The 14,651-nt window shown below is 69.3% G+C and carries 15 protein-coding genes; 7 read left to right on the top strand and 8 right to left on the bottom strand.

Annotated elements, in window-relative coordinates:
- The first annotated feature begins 20 nt into the window (after window positions 1-20).
- The 6 genes from EO081_RS08250 (at window position 21) to mgrA (ending at window position 5,161) form a co-directional block, all read left to right on the top strand.
- Entirely contained in the window at window positions 21-896 is an 876-nt protein-coding gene (locus EO081_RS08250) for a YihY/virulence factor BrkB family protein (RefSeq protein ID WP_129342418.1), read from the top strand.
- Window positions 893-1,696 carry an enoyl-ACP reductase FabI gene (gene fabI, locus EO081_RS08245; protein ID WP_125961322.1) on the top strand — a complete coding sequence of 268 codons (804 nt, stop codon included), beginning with the start codon at window positions 893-895 and terminating at the stop codon, window positions 1,694-1,696. The genes EO081_RS08250 and fabI overlap by 4 nt, the downstream gene beginning before the upstream one ends.
- Entirely contained in the window at window positions 1,693-2,220 is a 528-nt protein-coding gene (locus EO081_RS08240) for a GNAT family N-acetyltransferase (RefSeq protein WP_129341508.1), read from the top strand. Before fabI ends, EO081_RS08240 begins: the two co-directional genes overlap by 4 nt.
- A complete protein-coding gene (gene aroC, locus EO081_RS08235) occupies window positions 2,217-3,296 on the top strand; it encodes a chorismate synthase (RefSeq protein WP_129341507.1) in 1,080 nt (359 codons plus the stop codon). Before EO081_RS08240 ends, aroC begins: the two co-directional genes overlap by 4 nt.
- Window positions 3,297-3,394: 98 nt before the next feature.
- Entirely contained in the window at window positions 3,395-3,922 is a 528-nt protein-coding gene (locus EO081_RS08230; protein ID WP_129341506.1) for a hypothetical protein, read from the top strand.
- Between the two features lie 159 nt (window positions 3,923-4,081).
- Window positions 4,082-5,161: an L-glyceraldehyde 3-phosphate reductase gene (mgrA, locus tag EO081_RS08225; protein ID WP_129341505.1), complete on the top strand. Its 1,080-nt coding sequence runs from the start codon at window positions 4,082-4,084 to the stop codon at window positions 5,159-5,161.
- Between the two features lie 41 nt (window positions 5,162-5,202).
- On the opposite strand, the gene EO081_RS08220 is transcribed toward mgrA, so the two are convergent.
- Genes EO081_RS08220 through EO081_RS08185 form a run of 8 tightly spaced genes read right to left on the bottom strand, consistent with a single transcriptional unit; the run spans window position 5,203 to window position 13,110 of the window.
- Window positions 5,203-6,879 carry a GMC family oxidoreductase gene (locus tag EO081_RS08220; RefSeq protein ID WP_129341504.1) on the bottom strand — a complete coding sequence of 559 codons (1,677 nt, stop codon included), beginning with the start codon at window positions 6,877-6,879 and terminating at the stop codon, window positions 5,203-5,205.
- A 26-nt stretch (window positions 6,880-6,905) separates the two neighbouring features.
- Window positions 6,906-7,748 (bottom strand): sugar phosphate isomerase/epimerase family protein, encoded by an 843-nt coding sequence (locus tag EO081_RS08215; RefSeq protein ID WP_129341503.1) that lies wholly within the window; start codon window positions 7,746-7,748, stop codon window positions 6,906-6,908.
- A complete protein-coding gene (locus tag EO081_RS08210) occupies window positions 7,745-8,314 on the bottom strand; it encodes a gluconate 2-dehydrogenase subunit 3 family protein (RefSeq protein WP_129341502.1) in 570 nt (189 codons plus the stop codon). Before EO081_RS08210 ends, EO081_RS08215 begins: the two co-directional genes overlap by 4 nt.
- A 43-nt stretch (window positions 8,315-8,357) precedes the next feature.
- Window positions 8,358-9,272, bottom strand: a complete 915-nt coding sequence (locus EO081_RS08205; protein WP_129341501.1) for a hydroxypyruvate isomerase family protein — start codon at window positions 9,270-9,272, stop codon at window positions 8,358-8,360.
- Window positions 9,273-9,285: 13 nt separating this feature from the next.
- Entirely contained in the window at window positions 9,286-9,657 is a 372-nt protein-coding gene (locus EO081_RS08200; protein WP_129341500.1) for a c-type cytochrome, read from the bottom strand.
- Complete coding sequence (locus tag EO081_RS08195; RefSeq protein ID WP_165284563.1) at window positions 9,654-10,799, bottom strand: Gfo/Idh/MocA family protein; 1,146 nt, start codon at window positions 10,797-10,799, stop codon at window positions 9,654-9,656. Before EO081_RS08195 ends, EO081_RS08200 begins: the two co-directional genes overlap by 4 nt.
- Entirely contained in the window at window positions 10,799-11,863 is a 1,065-nt protein-coding gene (locus EO081_RS08190; protein WP_129341499.1) for a sugar phosphate isomerase/epimerase family protein, read from the bottom strand. The genes EO081_RS08195 and EO081_RS08190 overlap by 1 nt, the downstream gene beginning before the upstream one ends.
- Complete coding sequence (locus EO081_RS08185) at window positions 11,860-13,110, bottom strand: MFS transporter (protein WP_129341498.1); 1,251 nt, start codon at window positions 13,108-13,110, stop codon at window positions 11,860-11,862. Before EO081_RS08185 ends, EO081_RS08190 begins: the two co-directional genes overlap by 4 nt.
- Before the next feature lie 123 nt (window positions 13,111-13,233).
- On the opposite strand from EO081_RS08185, the gene EO081_RS08180 reads away from it, so the two are divergent.
- Window positions 13,234-14,235, top strand: coding sequence for a LacI family DNA-binding transcriptional regulator (locus EO081_RS08180; protein ID WP_129341497.1), 1,002 nt, complete (start codon window positions 13,234-13,236; stop codon window positions 14,233-14,235).
- Window positions 14,236-14,651: the final 416 nt, after the last annotated feature.

Genomic DNA, 14,651 nt, shown 5'->3' with positions numbered 1-14,651 from the left:
GTGCGCCGCTGCTGTCGCGCATGGGGCTGAGCGAGCGGGTGATCGAGATCCTGCGCCGGGTCGCGGTCGGCACCTATACCGACGGCTTCACCCACGCCGGCAACCTCGCCTATCTCTCGCTGGTGACGCTGTTCCCCTTCTTCATCGTGGCGGCTGCGGTCGCGCGGCTGGTGGGGCGCACCGGCGACGGCGTCCACGCGGTCGAGGCGTTCCTGCGCACCGTCCCGCCCGAAGTCGCAAGCGTGCTGGAAAAGCCGATCCTGGACGTGCTCCAGGCGCGCTCGGGCTCGCTGCTGTGGCTGGGCGCGCTGGTGGGCCTTTGGACCACCACCGGCTTCATCGAGACGGTGCGCTCGATCCTGCGCCAGGCCTATGGCATCCCCTTCAGCCGGCCGTTCTGGGAATATCGCCTGGGCTCGATCGGCCTGATCGTCGGCTCGGTGATCCTGGCGATGGCGGCGTTCAGCTTCCAGGTGGCGCTGCTCGGCGTCGAGCAGTTCATCCTGCGCGTGATGCCGTTCCTGACCGACACGGCGCGCATCCTCTCGGTCGCGCGGCTGGCGCCGGCGGTCGCGTTGTTCGTCGCGCTTTACATGCTCTTCTACACCCTCACCCCCAGCAAGTACCGCTACAGCAAGTGCCCCAAATGGCCGGGTGCGGCGCTGACGGCCGGCTGGTGGCTGGGCACCACCGCGCTGCTGCCGCTGTCGCTCGACTTGCTCGGGGGCTATGATCTCACCTACGGCAGCCTGGCAGGCGTCATGATCGCGCTGATCTTCTTCTTCGTCGTGGGGTTGGGGGTGGTCGTCGGCGCAGAGTTGAACGCGGCGCTGGCGGAAACCCCCGAAGCGGGGCTAGAGGAGCCGGCCGGACCACAGGAGGATACAGCGGCGTGACGGGACTGATGCAGGGCAAGCGTGGGCTCATCATGGGGCTTGCCAACGATCGTTCGCTGGCATGGGGCATCGCCAAGGCGCTCCACGAGCAGGGCGCGGAAATGGCCTTCACCTATCAGGGTGAGGCGCTGGGCAAGCGCGTGAAGCCGCTCGCCGAGCAGCTGGGCTCGGACACGCTGATCGAATGCGACGTGTCGGACATGGGCGCGCTCGACCGCGCGTTCGACGAGCTGGCGCAGAAGTGGCCGACGATCGACTTCGTCGTCCATGCGATCGGCTTTGCCGACAAGAACGAGCTGCGCGGTCGCTACTACGACACCAGCCTCGAGAACTTCCTGATGACCATGAACATCTCGGTCTACAGCTTCACCGCCGTCGCCAAGCGCGCGCGGGAGATGATGCCGAACGGCGGCAGCCTGCTGACGCTGACCTATTACGGCTCGGAAAAGGTCGTCCCCCACTACAACGTGATGGGCGTGGCCAAGTCGGCGCTCGACACCTCGGTCAAGTATCTGGCGGTCGACCTCGGCCGCGACAACATCCGCGTCAACGCGATCTCGGCCGGCCCGATCAAGACGCTCGCGGCCTCGGGCATCGGCGACTTCCGCTACATCCTGAAGTGGAACGAGCTGAACTCGCCGCTCCGCCGCAACGTCACCATCGAGGACGTGGGCGGCGCCGGCCTCTACATGCTCTCCGACCTGGCGAGCGGCGTCACCGGCGAGATCCACCACGTCGACGGTGGCTACAACGTCATCGGCATGAAGGCCGAGGACGCGCCCGACATCGCGCTGTCGTGAGCATCACCATCCGCCCGGCCTCGGGCGGGGACGTAGCCGCCATCGACGCGCTGCTGCGCACCGCCTTTCCGGCACCCGACGAGGCGATGCTGGTCCAGCGGCTGTGCATCGACGGCGACATGGTGCTGACGCTGGTCGCGGACGACGAGGACGACGGCATGCTCGCGGGCATGGTGGCGTTCAGCCGCATGGCCGTGGAGATCGCGGGCAAGCCCATCGCCGCGGTTGCACTCGCGCCGGTCGCGGTCGCCGCCTCCCACCGCCGCCAAGGCGTGGGCGAGGCGCTGGTCCGCGCCGGGCTCCAGCATCTCGCCGACGCAGGCGTGCACCTCTGCTTCGTGCTGGGCGATCCCGAATACTACGGCCGCTTCGGCTTTGCCGCCGATTGGGCGAAGGGCTTCGCCTCGCCCTATGCCGGCGACTATCTGCTGGCGCTGCCGCTGCAGCAGGGTGCGATGCCCTGCGGCGTGCGCGGCGAGGCGACGCACGCCGGCGCCTTCGCGCTGCTGGGGGAGGCCGCATGAGCGTCAACAGCTTCGGGCGGGTGTTCCGCTTCACCACCTGGGGCGAGAGCCACGGCCCCGCGATCGGCGCGGTGGTCGACGGCTGCCCGCCGGGCCTCGCGCTGACCGAGGCCGACATCCAGCCGTTCCTCGACGCGCGCCGCCCCGGGACCTCGCGCTTCACCACCCAGCGCCGCGAGCCCGATGCCGTGCGCATCCTCTCCGGCGTGTTCAAGGGCCGCACCACCGGCACGCCCATTTCGCTGATGATCGAGAATGTCGACCAGCGCTCCAAGGATTATTCGGAGGTCGCCCAGGCCTATCGCCCGGGCCATGCCGACTATGCGTACGACGCCAAATACGGCTTCCGCGACTATCGCGGCGGCGGGCGTTCCTCCGCGCGCGAAACCGCGTCGCGCGTGGCGGCCGGCGCCGTCGCCCGGCGGGTGATCCCGGAGGTGACGATCACCGCCTGGGTCGAGGCGATCGGCGGCGACGCGATCGACTATGCCCGCTTCGATGCCGCCGAGATCGGCCGCAATCCCTTCTTCTGCCCCGACGCCGAAGCCGCGGTCCGCTGGGAGGCGCTGGTCGACCGCGCCCGCAAGGCCGGCTCGTCGCTCGGCGCCGTGGTCGCCTGCGAGGCGACTGGCGTGCCTGCCGGCTGGGGCGCGCCGCTCTATGCCAAGCTCGACAGCGAGCTCGCCGCCGCCGCCATGTCGATCAATGCGGTCAAGGGCGTCGAGATCGGCGACGGCTTCGCGGCCGCCGCGCTTTCGGGCGAAGAGAATGCCGATCCGATGCGCCCGGGCGAGGACGGGCCCCGATTCCTCGCCAACCACGCCGGCGGCATCGCGGGCGGGATCGCCACCGGTCAGCCCGTCCGCCTGCGCGTCGCCTTCAAGCCGACCAGCTCGATCCTGACGCCGATGGAAACCATCACCCGGGAAGGGGAGGCGACGACGCTCGCCACCCGCGGCCGGCACGACCCCTGCGTCGGCATCCGCGGCGTACCCGTAGTAGAGGCAATGGTCGCGCTAGTCCTCGCCGACCAGAAACTGCTCCACCGCGCCCAATGCGGTGGAATCAACCTATGATAATCTAAGGATTTTTCGGCCAAGAATCTTGGCGAAAACATGGCACTTCTTGCAACCCACGGCGTTGAGCCCTCGGTTTTGGAGAAGGAAACCCCATCATGCGTAAGACAATCCTGATCGGTATGCTGGCGGTTTGTGGCTCAGCCGCCGCGATCGCCCAGACGACGACGAGCCCGACGACGACGAACCCGACGGCGAATCCGACCACCACCCCGGGCACGGAAACGACCGGCGACATGCAGCGCGGTACGCAGACCACCAGCCCGGACACCTCGACGACGACGACCCCGGACCGGTCCGATCGCCCGTCGCGCCGGGGCTCGAAGACGAACCGCGGTTCCACTACGACCGCACCGGGCGGATCGACCACGCCCGGCTCGACCACCACGTCTCCGGACGGCCTTCCCAGCAGCTCGGGCGGCACCAGCGGTAGCTGGAGCAGCTCAGGCGGCAGCGGCACCACGGGCACGACCGGCACCACCGGCACCGGAACGACTGGCACCACCGGCACCGGCACGACCGGGACGATGGGCACCGGAAGCACCGGCAGCGGAACCACCGGCACCGGTGGCAGCTCGGGTGGCAGCACCGGCGGCAGCTCGGGCGGCAGCTCGGGCGGTCGCTGATCGACCCTCCCGGCACCCGCCGGGATCCTCGCACGTCCAGCCGGCGGCACCGCGCCGCCGGCTGGCGCGCGCTTTCCCTTCCCGGGGCCGCGTCCGGAATAGCTCCGGCACGCCGTTGCATCTACAAGGCGCAGGCCCCCGCAACCGGAGACCTGCCGAATGTCGTTCGAGCCCCCCTACCAGCCCGATCCCGCGCGCTATGACGGGCGTATGCCCTATCGGCGGTGCGGTCGCAGCGGCCTGGACCTGCCGGCGATCAGCCTCGGCCTCTGGCAGAATTTCGGCGGTGCGGACGTGTTCGAGACCGGCCGCGCGATTCTGCGCCGCGCGTTCGACCGCGGCGTCACCCACTTCGATCTCGCGAACAACTATGGCCCGCCCTATGGCTCGGCGGAGGAGAATTTCGGGCGCGTGATGGCGCACGATTTCCGCGCCCACCGCGACGAGCTGCTGATCTCCACCAAGGCCGGCTGGGACATGTGGCCCGGGCCGTACGGCGGCATCGGCGGCAGCAGGAAGTATCTGATCGCCAGCTGCGACCAGAGCCTGAAGCGCATGGGCCTCGACTATGTCGACATCTTCTATTCGCACCGCGTCGATCCCGACACGCCGCTGGAGGAGACGATGGGCGCGCTCGCCCAGATCCACGCCCAGGGCAAGGCGCTCTATGTCGGCATCTCCTCCTACTCGCCCGAGCTGACCCGCCAGGCCGCGGCCATCCTTGCCGAGCACAAGGTGCCGCTCCTCATCCACCAGCCGAGCTATTCGATGCTCAACCGCTGGATCGAAGGGGGCCTGCTGGAGACGCTCGCGGACCTGGGCACCGGCTGCATCGCCTTTTCCCCGCTCGCCCAGGGCATGCTTACGAACAAATATCTCGGCGGCGTCCCCGCCGATGCGCGCGCCTCGCGCGGCGGCTCGCTGTCGCAGGGGCTGCTGACCCCGGAGAATCTCGATCGCGTCCGCGCGCTCGGCGCCATTGCCCAGGCACGCGGCCAGAGCCTCGCCCAGATGGCGATCGCCTGGGTGCTGCGCGACCCCCGCGTCACCTCGGCGCTGATCGGCGCGCGCACCGTCGCCCAACTCGACGACAGCCTCGATGCGTTGAAGCGCCTCGACTTCTCGGACGACGAGCTCGCCCGCATCGACGCCCATGCCGGCGAAGGCGGGATCAACCTGTGGGAAGGCTCGTCCAGCCTGCGCCAAACCCCGCCGGCCGGCGGCCGTAGCGCCGCCTGACCGGCCGGGCGGGTGCCGGCATCCCGGCGCCCGCCCGCGGTTCAGGCCTGTCGCAGCTGCTTCACCGCATGGTCGGCCGCGCGCGCGGTCATCGCCATGTAGGTCAGCGACGGATTGACGCAGGAGGCGGAGGTCATCTGCGCGCCGTCGGTCACATAGAGGTTGGACGCGTCGTGCGCCTGGCTCCAGCCGTTCAGCACCGAGGTGCGGGGATCGGCGCCCATGCGCGCGCCGCCCATCTCGTGAATGGCGTCGCCGGGCACATGCTCGCCCTCCCAGCTGCGCACGTTGAGGAGGCCGGCGCCCTTCAGCATCGCCTCGCCCTGCACCCGCGCGTCCGCCATCATCTTGAGCTCGTTGTCGCGGAAGCGCACGTCGAAGCGCATCAGCGGCACCCCGAACCGGTCCACCTTGTTCGCGTGCAGCGACACGCGGTTGTCCTTGTAGGGCAGGCATTCGCCGAACGCGCCCATGCTGAACTTCCAGGGCGCATAGCGGCGCAGGCCCTGCTTCATCGATGCGCCGAAGCCGACCGGCGGCGACGGGTCGCGGCTGGCGCTGCCCTGGTAGCCGTAGCCGCGCTTGAAGCCCACGCCCTCGTCGCCGCCGATGTTGCGGAAACGCGGGATATAGACGCCGCCGGGCCGTCGGCCATATTCGATCAGGTCGGTCATGCCGGGCACCTCGCCCTCCATGCCGACGCGGAAGATATGGTCCATCACATAGCGGCCGAGCGTTCCGCTGCTGTCGAAATGGCTACGGTCGCTTCCCGCGGCGCGCGAGTTCATCAGGATCTGAACCGACGCCATCGCCGATGCGCAGACGAACACCAGGTCGGCCGACACCGTCTGCGCCTGGCCGGTCTTGGCATCGACGTAGCGCACGCCCGTCACCCGCTTGCGCGCGGCATCATATTCGACGTTGGTGACCACCGCGTCGGACTGGAGCGTCAGCCGCCCGGTCGCCCGCGCCGCCGGCAGCGTCACCGCCTGGGTCGAGAAATAGGCCCCGAACGAGCAGCCGTTGCCGCACTGGTTGCGCATCTGGCACTTGGTGCGGTTCTGCTCGGGCTTGTCCTCCGTCAGGTTGGACAGGCGGGTGTGGATCAGCTTGCGGCCCGGAAACTTCGTCTCCAGCCGCTGCTTCAGCCACTGCTCGGCGACGTTCATCGGCATCGGCGGCTGGAACTCGCTGTCCGGCAGATAGGGCAGGTTCTCGCGCGAGCCTGACACGCCGATGTACTTCTCGACATAGCTGTACCAGGGCGCGACGTCGTCATAGCCGATCGGCCAGACGCCATCGATGCCGTCGCGCTTGTTCGCCTCGAAGTCCTCGGGCGCCCAGCGGAAGCTCCACCGGCCCCAGATCAGCGACTTGCCGCCCACCGCGCCCGGGCGGATCCAGTAGAACTTGTCGCCCTCGTCATAGGCATAGGGGTTCTGCCGGTCGTCGTTGTAGAAGCGCTGGTTGCTGGGCTGCACATAGCCGTGGCGCGCGATGAAGTAATTGCTGTCCATCACCGGCTTGGGCATGATGTTGCGTGCCGGCACGTCGAACGCCGGCTTGCCGTCATACGGATAGCCCTCGCCGTGCTCGACCATGACGCCCCGGTCGAGCATCAGGACGCGCAGCCCCTTTTCGGTCAGTTCCTTGGCGGCGAAGCCTCCGCTCACGCCCGATCCGATGACGATCGCGTCGAACCTGTTGGTCGAAGCCATGATGTTGTTCCCCTGGCCGTACGTGCTCAGAACCGCAGCGCGCGGAGCGTGTTGAAGCTGGTGGTGATGTCGGGAAGATAGGGCGCGGGCGCCTCGTCGTTCTCGACATAGAAGTGGCGGACCCCGGCGCTTCCCTTCAGGCGGAACAGCGCGGCGAAGTCGGTCTTGCCCTGGCCCACGGCGGTCATGCTGCGGTCGGCGCGCATGTCCTTGACGTGATAGGCATAGATGCGGCGGTTCAGCCGCTCGATCAGCCCGGCCACGTCCTCGCCCGCGTGCGCGGCCCAGTAGAGGTCGAGCTCCACCTGCACCAGCGACGGATCGGTCTCCTCGATCAGCCGGTCGAACAGGCTCTTGCCGCCCGGCTTCACCGTGAACTCGAAGTCGTGGTTGTGATAGGCAAAGCCCAGCCCCGCCTTCTTCAGCTCGGCGCCGAAGCGCGCGATGTTCGGCAGCGCCGCCTTCCACCCGGCTTCCGTGCGGTGCTGGTCCGTCATGTACGGCAGCACCACCGTGTCCGCGCCCAGCGTCTTGGCCATGGCCACCGATCGCTCAAACTGGCCGAGCAGCGCGTCATAGCCGATGTGTACCGACGGCGCGCGCAGCCCCAGCCGGTCCATCGTCCGGCGCAGCAGCGCATGGTCCATCGCGTCATAGCCGCCGCCGCCGAACTCGACCTCGCGATAGCCGATGCGCGCCACCTGCCCCAGCGTCCCCACCGGGTCCTTCTGGAAGATTTCGCGCACGGTGTAGAGCTGGATCCCCACCGCCGGGATCTGGGCGGCAAGGGCGGCCGGGACGATCCGGTCCGACAGGGCGACGGCCGCGACGCCCCCGGCGCCCGCGAGCAGGGTACGGCGGCTGATCATGCGCTGTAGACCTTGTTGACTTGGGAATAGGGGAAGGCGCCGTTGTATTCGCCCGGCACCGGCAGATACTCGCGCTCCTGGGTGATGCCGATCTCCGACGTGTAATAGCCGGTGATCACCATCTGGCGCATCGCCTCGAAGAAGTCCTTGCCGCCCGGGATCTGGCCGTTCATCGCCAGCGTCAGCAGCGCATCCTGCTGCTCCGGCGTCGCCTTGGCGGCGGAGACCTTATAATCCTTCAGGCTGCGGGCCTCGACTGCCTGCAGCCCGGCCAGGATCGGCTTGCGATCGTCCGGCACCGCCCAGTCGGCGAGCAGCTTCTCGATGAACATCGGCACGCCCGCGGCGATCGCGCCCGGCGTGTCGGTGGTCGGGATGATCCGCTCGCTCAGCACCGTCACCAGGGCGCGCTGGTCCGGCGTGAAGACCGCCGTGCTCGGCGGGCCGTCGGAGATCACCGGCATCCGGGATGCCTGGGCGGCACCGGCCGCCCGCGCGATCGGGGCGAACAGCCCCGCGCCGAACATCGTGACCACGCCGGCAAGTGCCGTTCTGCGATCGATCACTTCGCTTCTCCTCCCATAGTGCGGGGCATCCGTCCCTCCCCGGTCATTGTGCGTCGATCGCGCGATAGGCGGCGATCAGCCGGTCCTCCCCCGCGCGGCCCTTGATGGAATTGCCGTGCTCCATGCCGATCACGCCGGGATAGCGGCGCTGGCGCAGCCACCGGACGATGTTGGCGTAATGGATCTCGCCGGTGCCGGGCTCGTTGCGCCCGGGATTGTCGCCGAACTGGATATAGCCGATCTCGCTCCAGCAGGCGTCCATCACCGGGATCAGGTTCCCGGACTGGATCTGCTCGTGGTAGAGGTCGGCCAGGATCTTCACGCCCGGGCTGTTCGCTCCGCGCGCCACGGCATAGCCCTGGGCGATGCTCTGCATGTAGACGCCGGGATGGTTGGTGCGCGTGTTGAGCGGCTCCATCACCATCGCGATGCCGTGGGGCGCGACGATGTCGCCGGCGCGGCGCATGACGTCGATCACCCGCGCGGTCTGGATCTCCACCGGCACCTTGGGGTCCATGAAGCCGGTCACCACCGTCATCCGGTTGGCATTGAGCCGCTTGGCGACGTCGATGGCGCTGCGGACGTCGGCCAGGAACGCCTCGCGCTCGGCCCCGTCGTTGGCGCCCAGCAGCGGCCGCGACTGCGACCATTTCGGCATGCTGGCGACGAACACGCCCATCGCCATGCCGCGCTGCTGCAGCGCCTTGGCCATGCGCTCCTGTTCCGCGACCGGCCGGCTGCGCGCCTCATTGTCTTCCCAGGCGGTGAAGCCCTGGTCGGCGGCATAGGCGATCTGCTCGAGCAGGCCGCCGCGGCTGGCGAAGCTGCCCTCGTGCGGCGCATAGCCCAGCGAGAAGCGGGCGGCGTTGGAGCCGCCGCCGCCCTGCGCCAGGCCGGCGCTCGCCGCGAGCGGCGCGACCGCGCCGGCAGCCAGCACGGTGCGACGCGAGACCGTCATGCCCCCCGCCCGATCATTTGCCGCCCTGCGCCTTCAGGAACGCGATGATCGCCTTGCGCTTGGCGGCGTCCGCCATGCCGATCGGCATGCGCGTGCCCGGCACCTTCTTGGTGGGCGCGGCCAGGAACTGGTCGAGCGTCGCCTCGTCCCAGCGAAGCTTCGAGGCCTTCAAGGCGTTGGAATAGTTGAAGCCCGGCACCGCGGCCGCGGGCCGGCCGACCACGCCGTTCAGGTTCGGGCCGACGCCGTTGCGGCCGCCCTTGTCGACGGTGTGGCACGCCTTGCAGGCGGCAAAGGCGGGCGGCGGCGCGGTCTGCGCCACGGCTGGTGCCGCGGTGACGACCAGCATCGCTGCCGCCGCCCCCAGGCTGATGATACGCTTCATACACTCTCTCCCGGATCAATCCTGGTCCACTTCCGGTCCGAGGCCGCATTGGCGACCACGGCCTCGACGAATTTCATGGTGCGCAACCCGTCGCCGACGCCGGGGAACCAGCCGCCCGACTCGCCGCGCAGCGCCGCCGCAAAGCCACGATAGAGGTTGGCGAACGCCTCGACATAGCCCTCGGGATGCCCCGCGGGGGTGCGCAGCAGCCCGCTCGCGCCGTCGCTCAAGCCCGGCCCGCCCGCACGCAGGATCTCCGCCGGCCGATCGAGCCAGCGCAGCGTGAGGGTGTTGGGCTCCATCTGCGCCCATTCCAGCCCGCCGCGCTCGCCATGGATGCGCAACTTCAGGCCGTTTTCCTCGCCGGCCGCGACCTGGCTCGCCTTCAGCGTCCCGCGCGCGCCGCCGCCGAAGCGCAGCAGCGCGCTCACGTCGTCGTCGAGCCGCCGTCCGGGCACATGGATGGTCAGGTCCGCCGCCACCGCCTCGGCGCGCAGCCCCGACACATGCTCGGCCAGCTGGAACGCATGGGTGGCGATGTCGCCCAGGCAGCCGCCGATCCCGGCGCGCGCAGGGTCGGTGCGCCACTCGGCCTGCTTGTTGCCGGCCTCGTCGATCGGCGCGCTCAGCCAGCCCTGGAGATATTCGACCTGCACCAACCGGATCGCGCCCAGGTCGCCGCGCGCGATCCGGACGCGCGCCTCCTCGACCAGCGCATAGCCGCTGTAGGTGAAAGCCAGCGCGAACGTCCGCCCGCTCGCCTTGGCCGCCGCCGCGATCGCCTCCGCCTCGGCGACGCTCATCGCCATCGGCTTTTCGCAGAATACGTGGAAGCCCGCCTCCAGCGCGGCGATCGCCATCGGCGCGTGGAGGTGGTTCGGCGTCACGATCGCGAGCACATCGATGCGCGCCTCCGCCGGCAGCGCACGCTCGGCCGCCAGCAGGGCGTCGAGCGAGTCATAGACGCGCGCGGGATCGAGCCCCAGCTGCTCGCCGGTGCGGCGGTTGCGCCCGGCATCGGTGCTGAACGCGCCGGCCGTCAGCCGCCAGTCGCCGTCGAGCGCGGCGGCCATGCGATGCACGGCGCCGATGAACGCGCCCTCGCCGCCGCCCACCATGCCGAGCCGGAGCGGCTGCCGCATCACGCCTCGCCTTCCTTCAGGCCCAGCAGCGATCGAATCGCGGCCCGGTCGACGCCGCTCGCCGCGAAGTCGTCGAACGGGCGCTCGGTCACGCGGATGATGTGGTCGCGAATGAACGGCGCCCCCTCGCGCGCGCCGTCCTCGGAGCGCTTGAGCGCGCATTCCCACTCCAGCACCGCCCAGCCTTTGTAGCCATATTGGGCAAGCTTACTGAACACGCCGACGAAGTCGACCTGGCCGTCGCCGGTCGAGCGGAAGCGCCCGGCCCGGTTCACCCAGCTCTCATAGCCGCCATAGACGCCCGAACGGCCGCTCGGGTTGAACTCGGCGTCCTTGACGTGGAAGCACGAAATCCGGTCGTGATAGCGGTCGATGAAGTCGAGATAGTCGAGCTGCTGCAGCACATAGTGCGACGGATCGAACAGGATGCGCGCGCGCGGGTGCTCGCCGACCGCCGCCAGGAACCGCTCCCACGATGCGCCGTCGTGGATGTCCTCGCCGGCGTGGATCTCGAACGCGCAGTCCACGCCCGCATCCTCGAACGCATTGAGGATCGGCGTCCAGCGCCGCGCCAGTTCGGCGAACGCCTCCTCGACCAGCCCGGCGGGCCGCTGCGGCCAGGGATAGACATAGGGCCAGGCCAGCGCGCCGGAGAAGGTCGCATGCGCCGACAGCCCCAGGTTGGCGCTCGCCTTGGCGGCAAGCGTCACCTGCTCGACGGCCCAGGCCTGGCGCGCGTCGGGCCTGCCGTGCACCTCGGCCGGCGCGAAGCCGTCGAACAGCGCGTCATAGGCCGGGTGCACCGCCACCAGCTGGCCCTGGAGATGCGTCGACAATTCGGTCGGCTCGATCCCGAACCGCGCGAGCCGCCCGCGCAGCTCGTCGCAATAGTCCTTGCTCTCGGCCGCGGTCTTCAGGTCGATCAGCCGCGGGTCGCACGGGATCTGGACGCCCACGAAGCCGAGGCCCGCCGCCCATTCGGCCAGCCCGTCGAGCGTGTCGAAGGGCGCGGTGTCGCCCAGGAACTGCGCCAGGAAGATGCCCGGCCCCTTCATCGCGGTCATGCGCGCGCCTCTCCCTTGGTCTGGTCGCGGAAGCTGATCTGGAACAGGATCGCGACCACCGCCGCCGCGATCGCGGGGTACCACCACATGTGCTGCCAGTCGGCGACGCTCGGCGTCTCGGGCAGCTGGGCGTAGAGCAGGCCGCCGATCTGCGAGCCGAGCAGCATGCCCACGCCATAGGTGAACAGCGTCAGCATCCCCTGCGCCTGCGCGTTGACGCCCTTGGGCGAGGCGATGGTGCCGGTGTAGATCGCGCCCGCTACGAAAAAGAAGTCGTAGCACACGCCGTGCAGCGCCACGCCCAGGTAGATCGCCCACAGCGAATCACCGCCGTCGCCGATCGCGAACAGCGCATAGCGCACAGCCCAGGCGATCATACCGACCAGCAGCAGCGGCTTCACGCCGAAGCGGCGATAGAGCCAGGGCATGGAGAACATGAAGGCGAGCTCGGACATCTGCCCGATCGCCATGGTGCCGCCGACGTTCTCGATGCCCGCGGTGCCGATATAGGCCGAGGCATAGGCGTAATACATCGCCAGCGGGATCGAGATCAGCGTCGCGCAGGCGATGAAGATCAGGAACGAGCGCTGGCGCATCAGGCCGAACGCCTCGATGCACAGCACCTGCCGGATCACGCTCTCGTCGCGCGGGGCGTCCGCCTCCACATTGGGGAGGGTGGCGCTGTAGAGCCCGAGCGCGATCGAGACCGCCGCGGCGATGGTGAAGATCTGCGGGCTCGCCGACAGACCCGCCCAGCCGATGATGAGCCCCGCCGCGATCCAGCCCAGCGTGCCGAACGCGCGCACGAACGGGAAGCGGTCGACCCGCTCGCCGAAGCTCTTGAGGGCGATGGTGTTCGCCAGGCCCACGGTCGGCATGTAGAGGATCATGTAGCCCAGCAGCAGCCAGACGAAGCTGTCGCCATGCTCGGGCGTCACCAGCGAGGGCAGCACGAACAGCAGCACGCCGCCCACCAGGTGCAGGATCACCATCAGCATCTTGGGACTGAAATAGCGCGCGGCGGCCATGCCGAGCAGGAAGGAGCCCACGATCGAGGCGATCGGCCCCACGGAGAAGGCGTTGGCGATCAGGTTGCCGATGCCGACCGTCTGCATGACCAGGCCCAGGGTCACGTTCCACGCGCCCCAGATGAAGAACTGCATGAACATCAGGGCGCTCAGCCGCCCCGTCAGCATTCCCGACGCCGGGCGCACGTCACCCGTCAACGTCCCTTCGGCAGCGACCATGCGCTTATCCCCTCCGCCGCAGTTTTCCTGCTCTCACGGGGTAGCCTAACAGCGCGAACCGCCATGTAAAGGATTACATCACCAGCTATCGACACGGTTCGCCGCAGGCGACATGAAGTGGGCATGACGACGATCATCCAGGTCGCCGCCGTCGCCGGGGTCTCCACCGCGACGGTGTCGCGCGTGCTGAGCCAGCCTGCGCGCGTGGCCGAGCAGACGCGCCGGCGCGTGCTCGATGCCGTCGATGCGCTCGGCTACCAGCCCAACGTCGCCGCGCGCAGCCTGCGCACCCTGCGCGCCGCCAAGATCCTGCTGACCGTGCCCGACATCTCCAACCCCTTCTTCGCCAGCGTCATCCGCGGCGCGGAGGAGGCCGCGCGCGATGCCGGCTATTCGGTGGTGGTGGGCGACACCCGCCACGATCCGGAGGTGGAGGATCAGTACGCCGACATGCTCTCGCGCCGCGAGGTCGACGGGCTGGTGTTCCTCGGCCACCGCCTTCCGGCCAGCCTCGCGCCGCTGCTCGCCGCCCAGGGGACGGCAGCACCGATCGTCAACGGCTGCGAATACAGCCCCGACATCGGCGTGCCGAGCGTCCATATCGACAATGCCGCCGCCAGCAGCGACGCGATCGAGCATCTGATCGCGCTCGGGCACCGCGACATCGGCGTCATCACCGGCCCGGCGATCAGCCCGATCAGCCGCGATCGCCTGACGGGCGCGCTGCGCGCCGCCGACCGGCACGGGGTTGGCGACCAGTTGCAGCTGCGCGCCGGCGACTATTCCGCCGCCTCCGCCTTCCAGCGCGCGGGCGAACTGCTCGCGGGCGGGGTCACCGCGATCTTCTGCTTCAGCGACGAGATGGCGATGGGGGCGATCAGCGCGATCGCCCAGGCGGGACTCTCCTGTCCCGACCAGGTTTCGGTGATCGGCTTCGACGACCTGCCCCTCGCCCGCTTCTTCTCGCCGCCGCTCACCACGATCGCCCAGCCCAAGGACCTGATCGGCCAGCGCGCCGTGGAGCTCCTCGTCGACATCCTGCGCGGCACGACGCCCGCCCGCCGCCAGCTGACCCTCGCCCACGAACTCGTCGTCCGCAGCAGCACCGCCCCGGCCCGCCGCTAGCGCGGCCGCCCGTGGTCGGCCGCAGCACCATGAAGATCCTCTGCGGACCCACGCAACACCGGCAAAGCAGCGAAGCCGCGCTTGACGCCTGAGCTCGAAAGACGCCGTCGATCCCGAGGAACCACTTTCATCGTACCCCGGCGGAGGCCGGGGTCCAGTTGCGGTGAGCCCTGTTGATGAGCGCGCTGTTTGGCGCCAGTTCGGCTGAGGAGGCGCGCCACGCCCACCGCGACCGTTTCCACGCGGCCACGGCATCTCCAGGTCCTGAACCCGCCTACCCCGGACGCAGCAAAGCCCGCGAGGTCGTTGGACCTGGCGGGCTTTGCTGTGTGTTGAGTGTTGGTTGCGGGGACAGGATTTGAACCTGTGACCTTCAGGTTATGAGCCTGACGAGCTACCGGGCTGCTCCACCCCGC

Origin of the sequence: Sphingomonas desiccabilis (assembly GCF_004135605.1) — a bacterium.
Classification (GTDB): Bacteria; Pseudomonadota; Alphaproteobacteria; order Sphingomonadales; family Sphingomonadaceae; genus Sphingomonas; species Sphingomonas desiccabilis.
The sequence above is the reverse complement of the archived record's forward strand: the minus strand, read 5'-3'. Positions and strand labels throughout refer to the sequence as shown.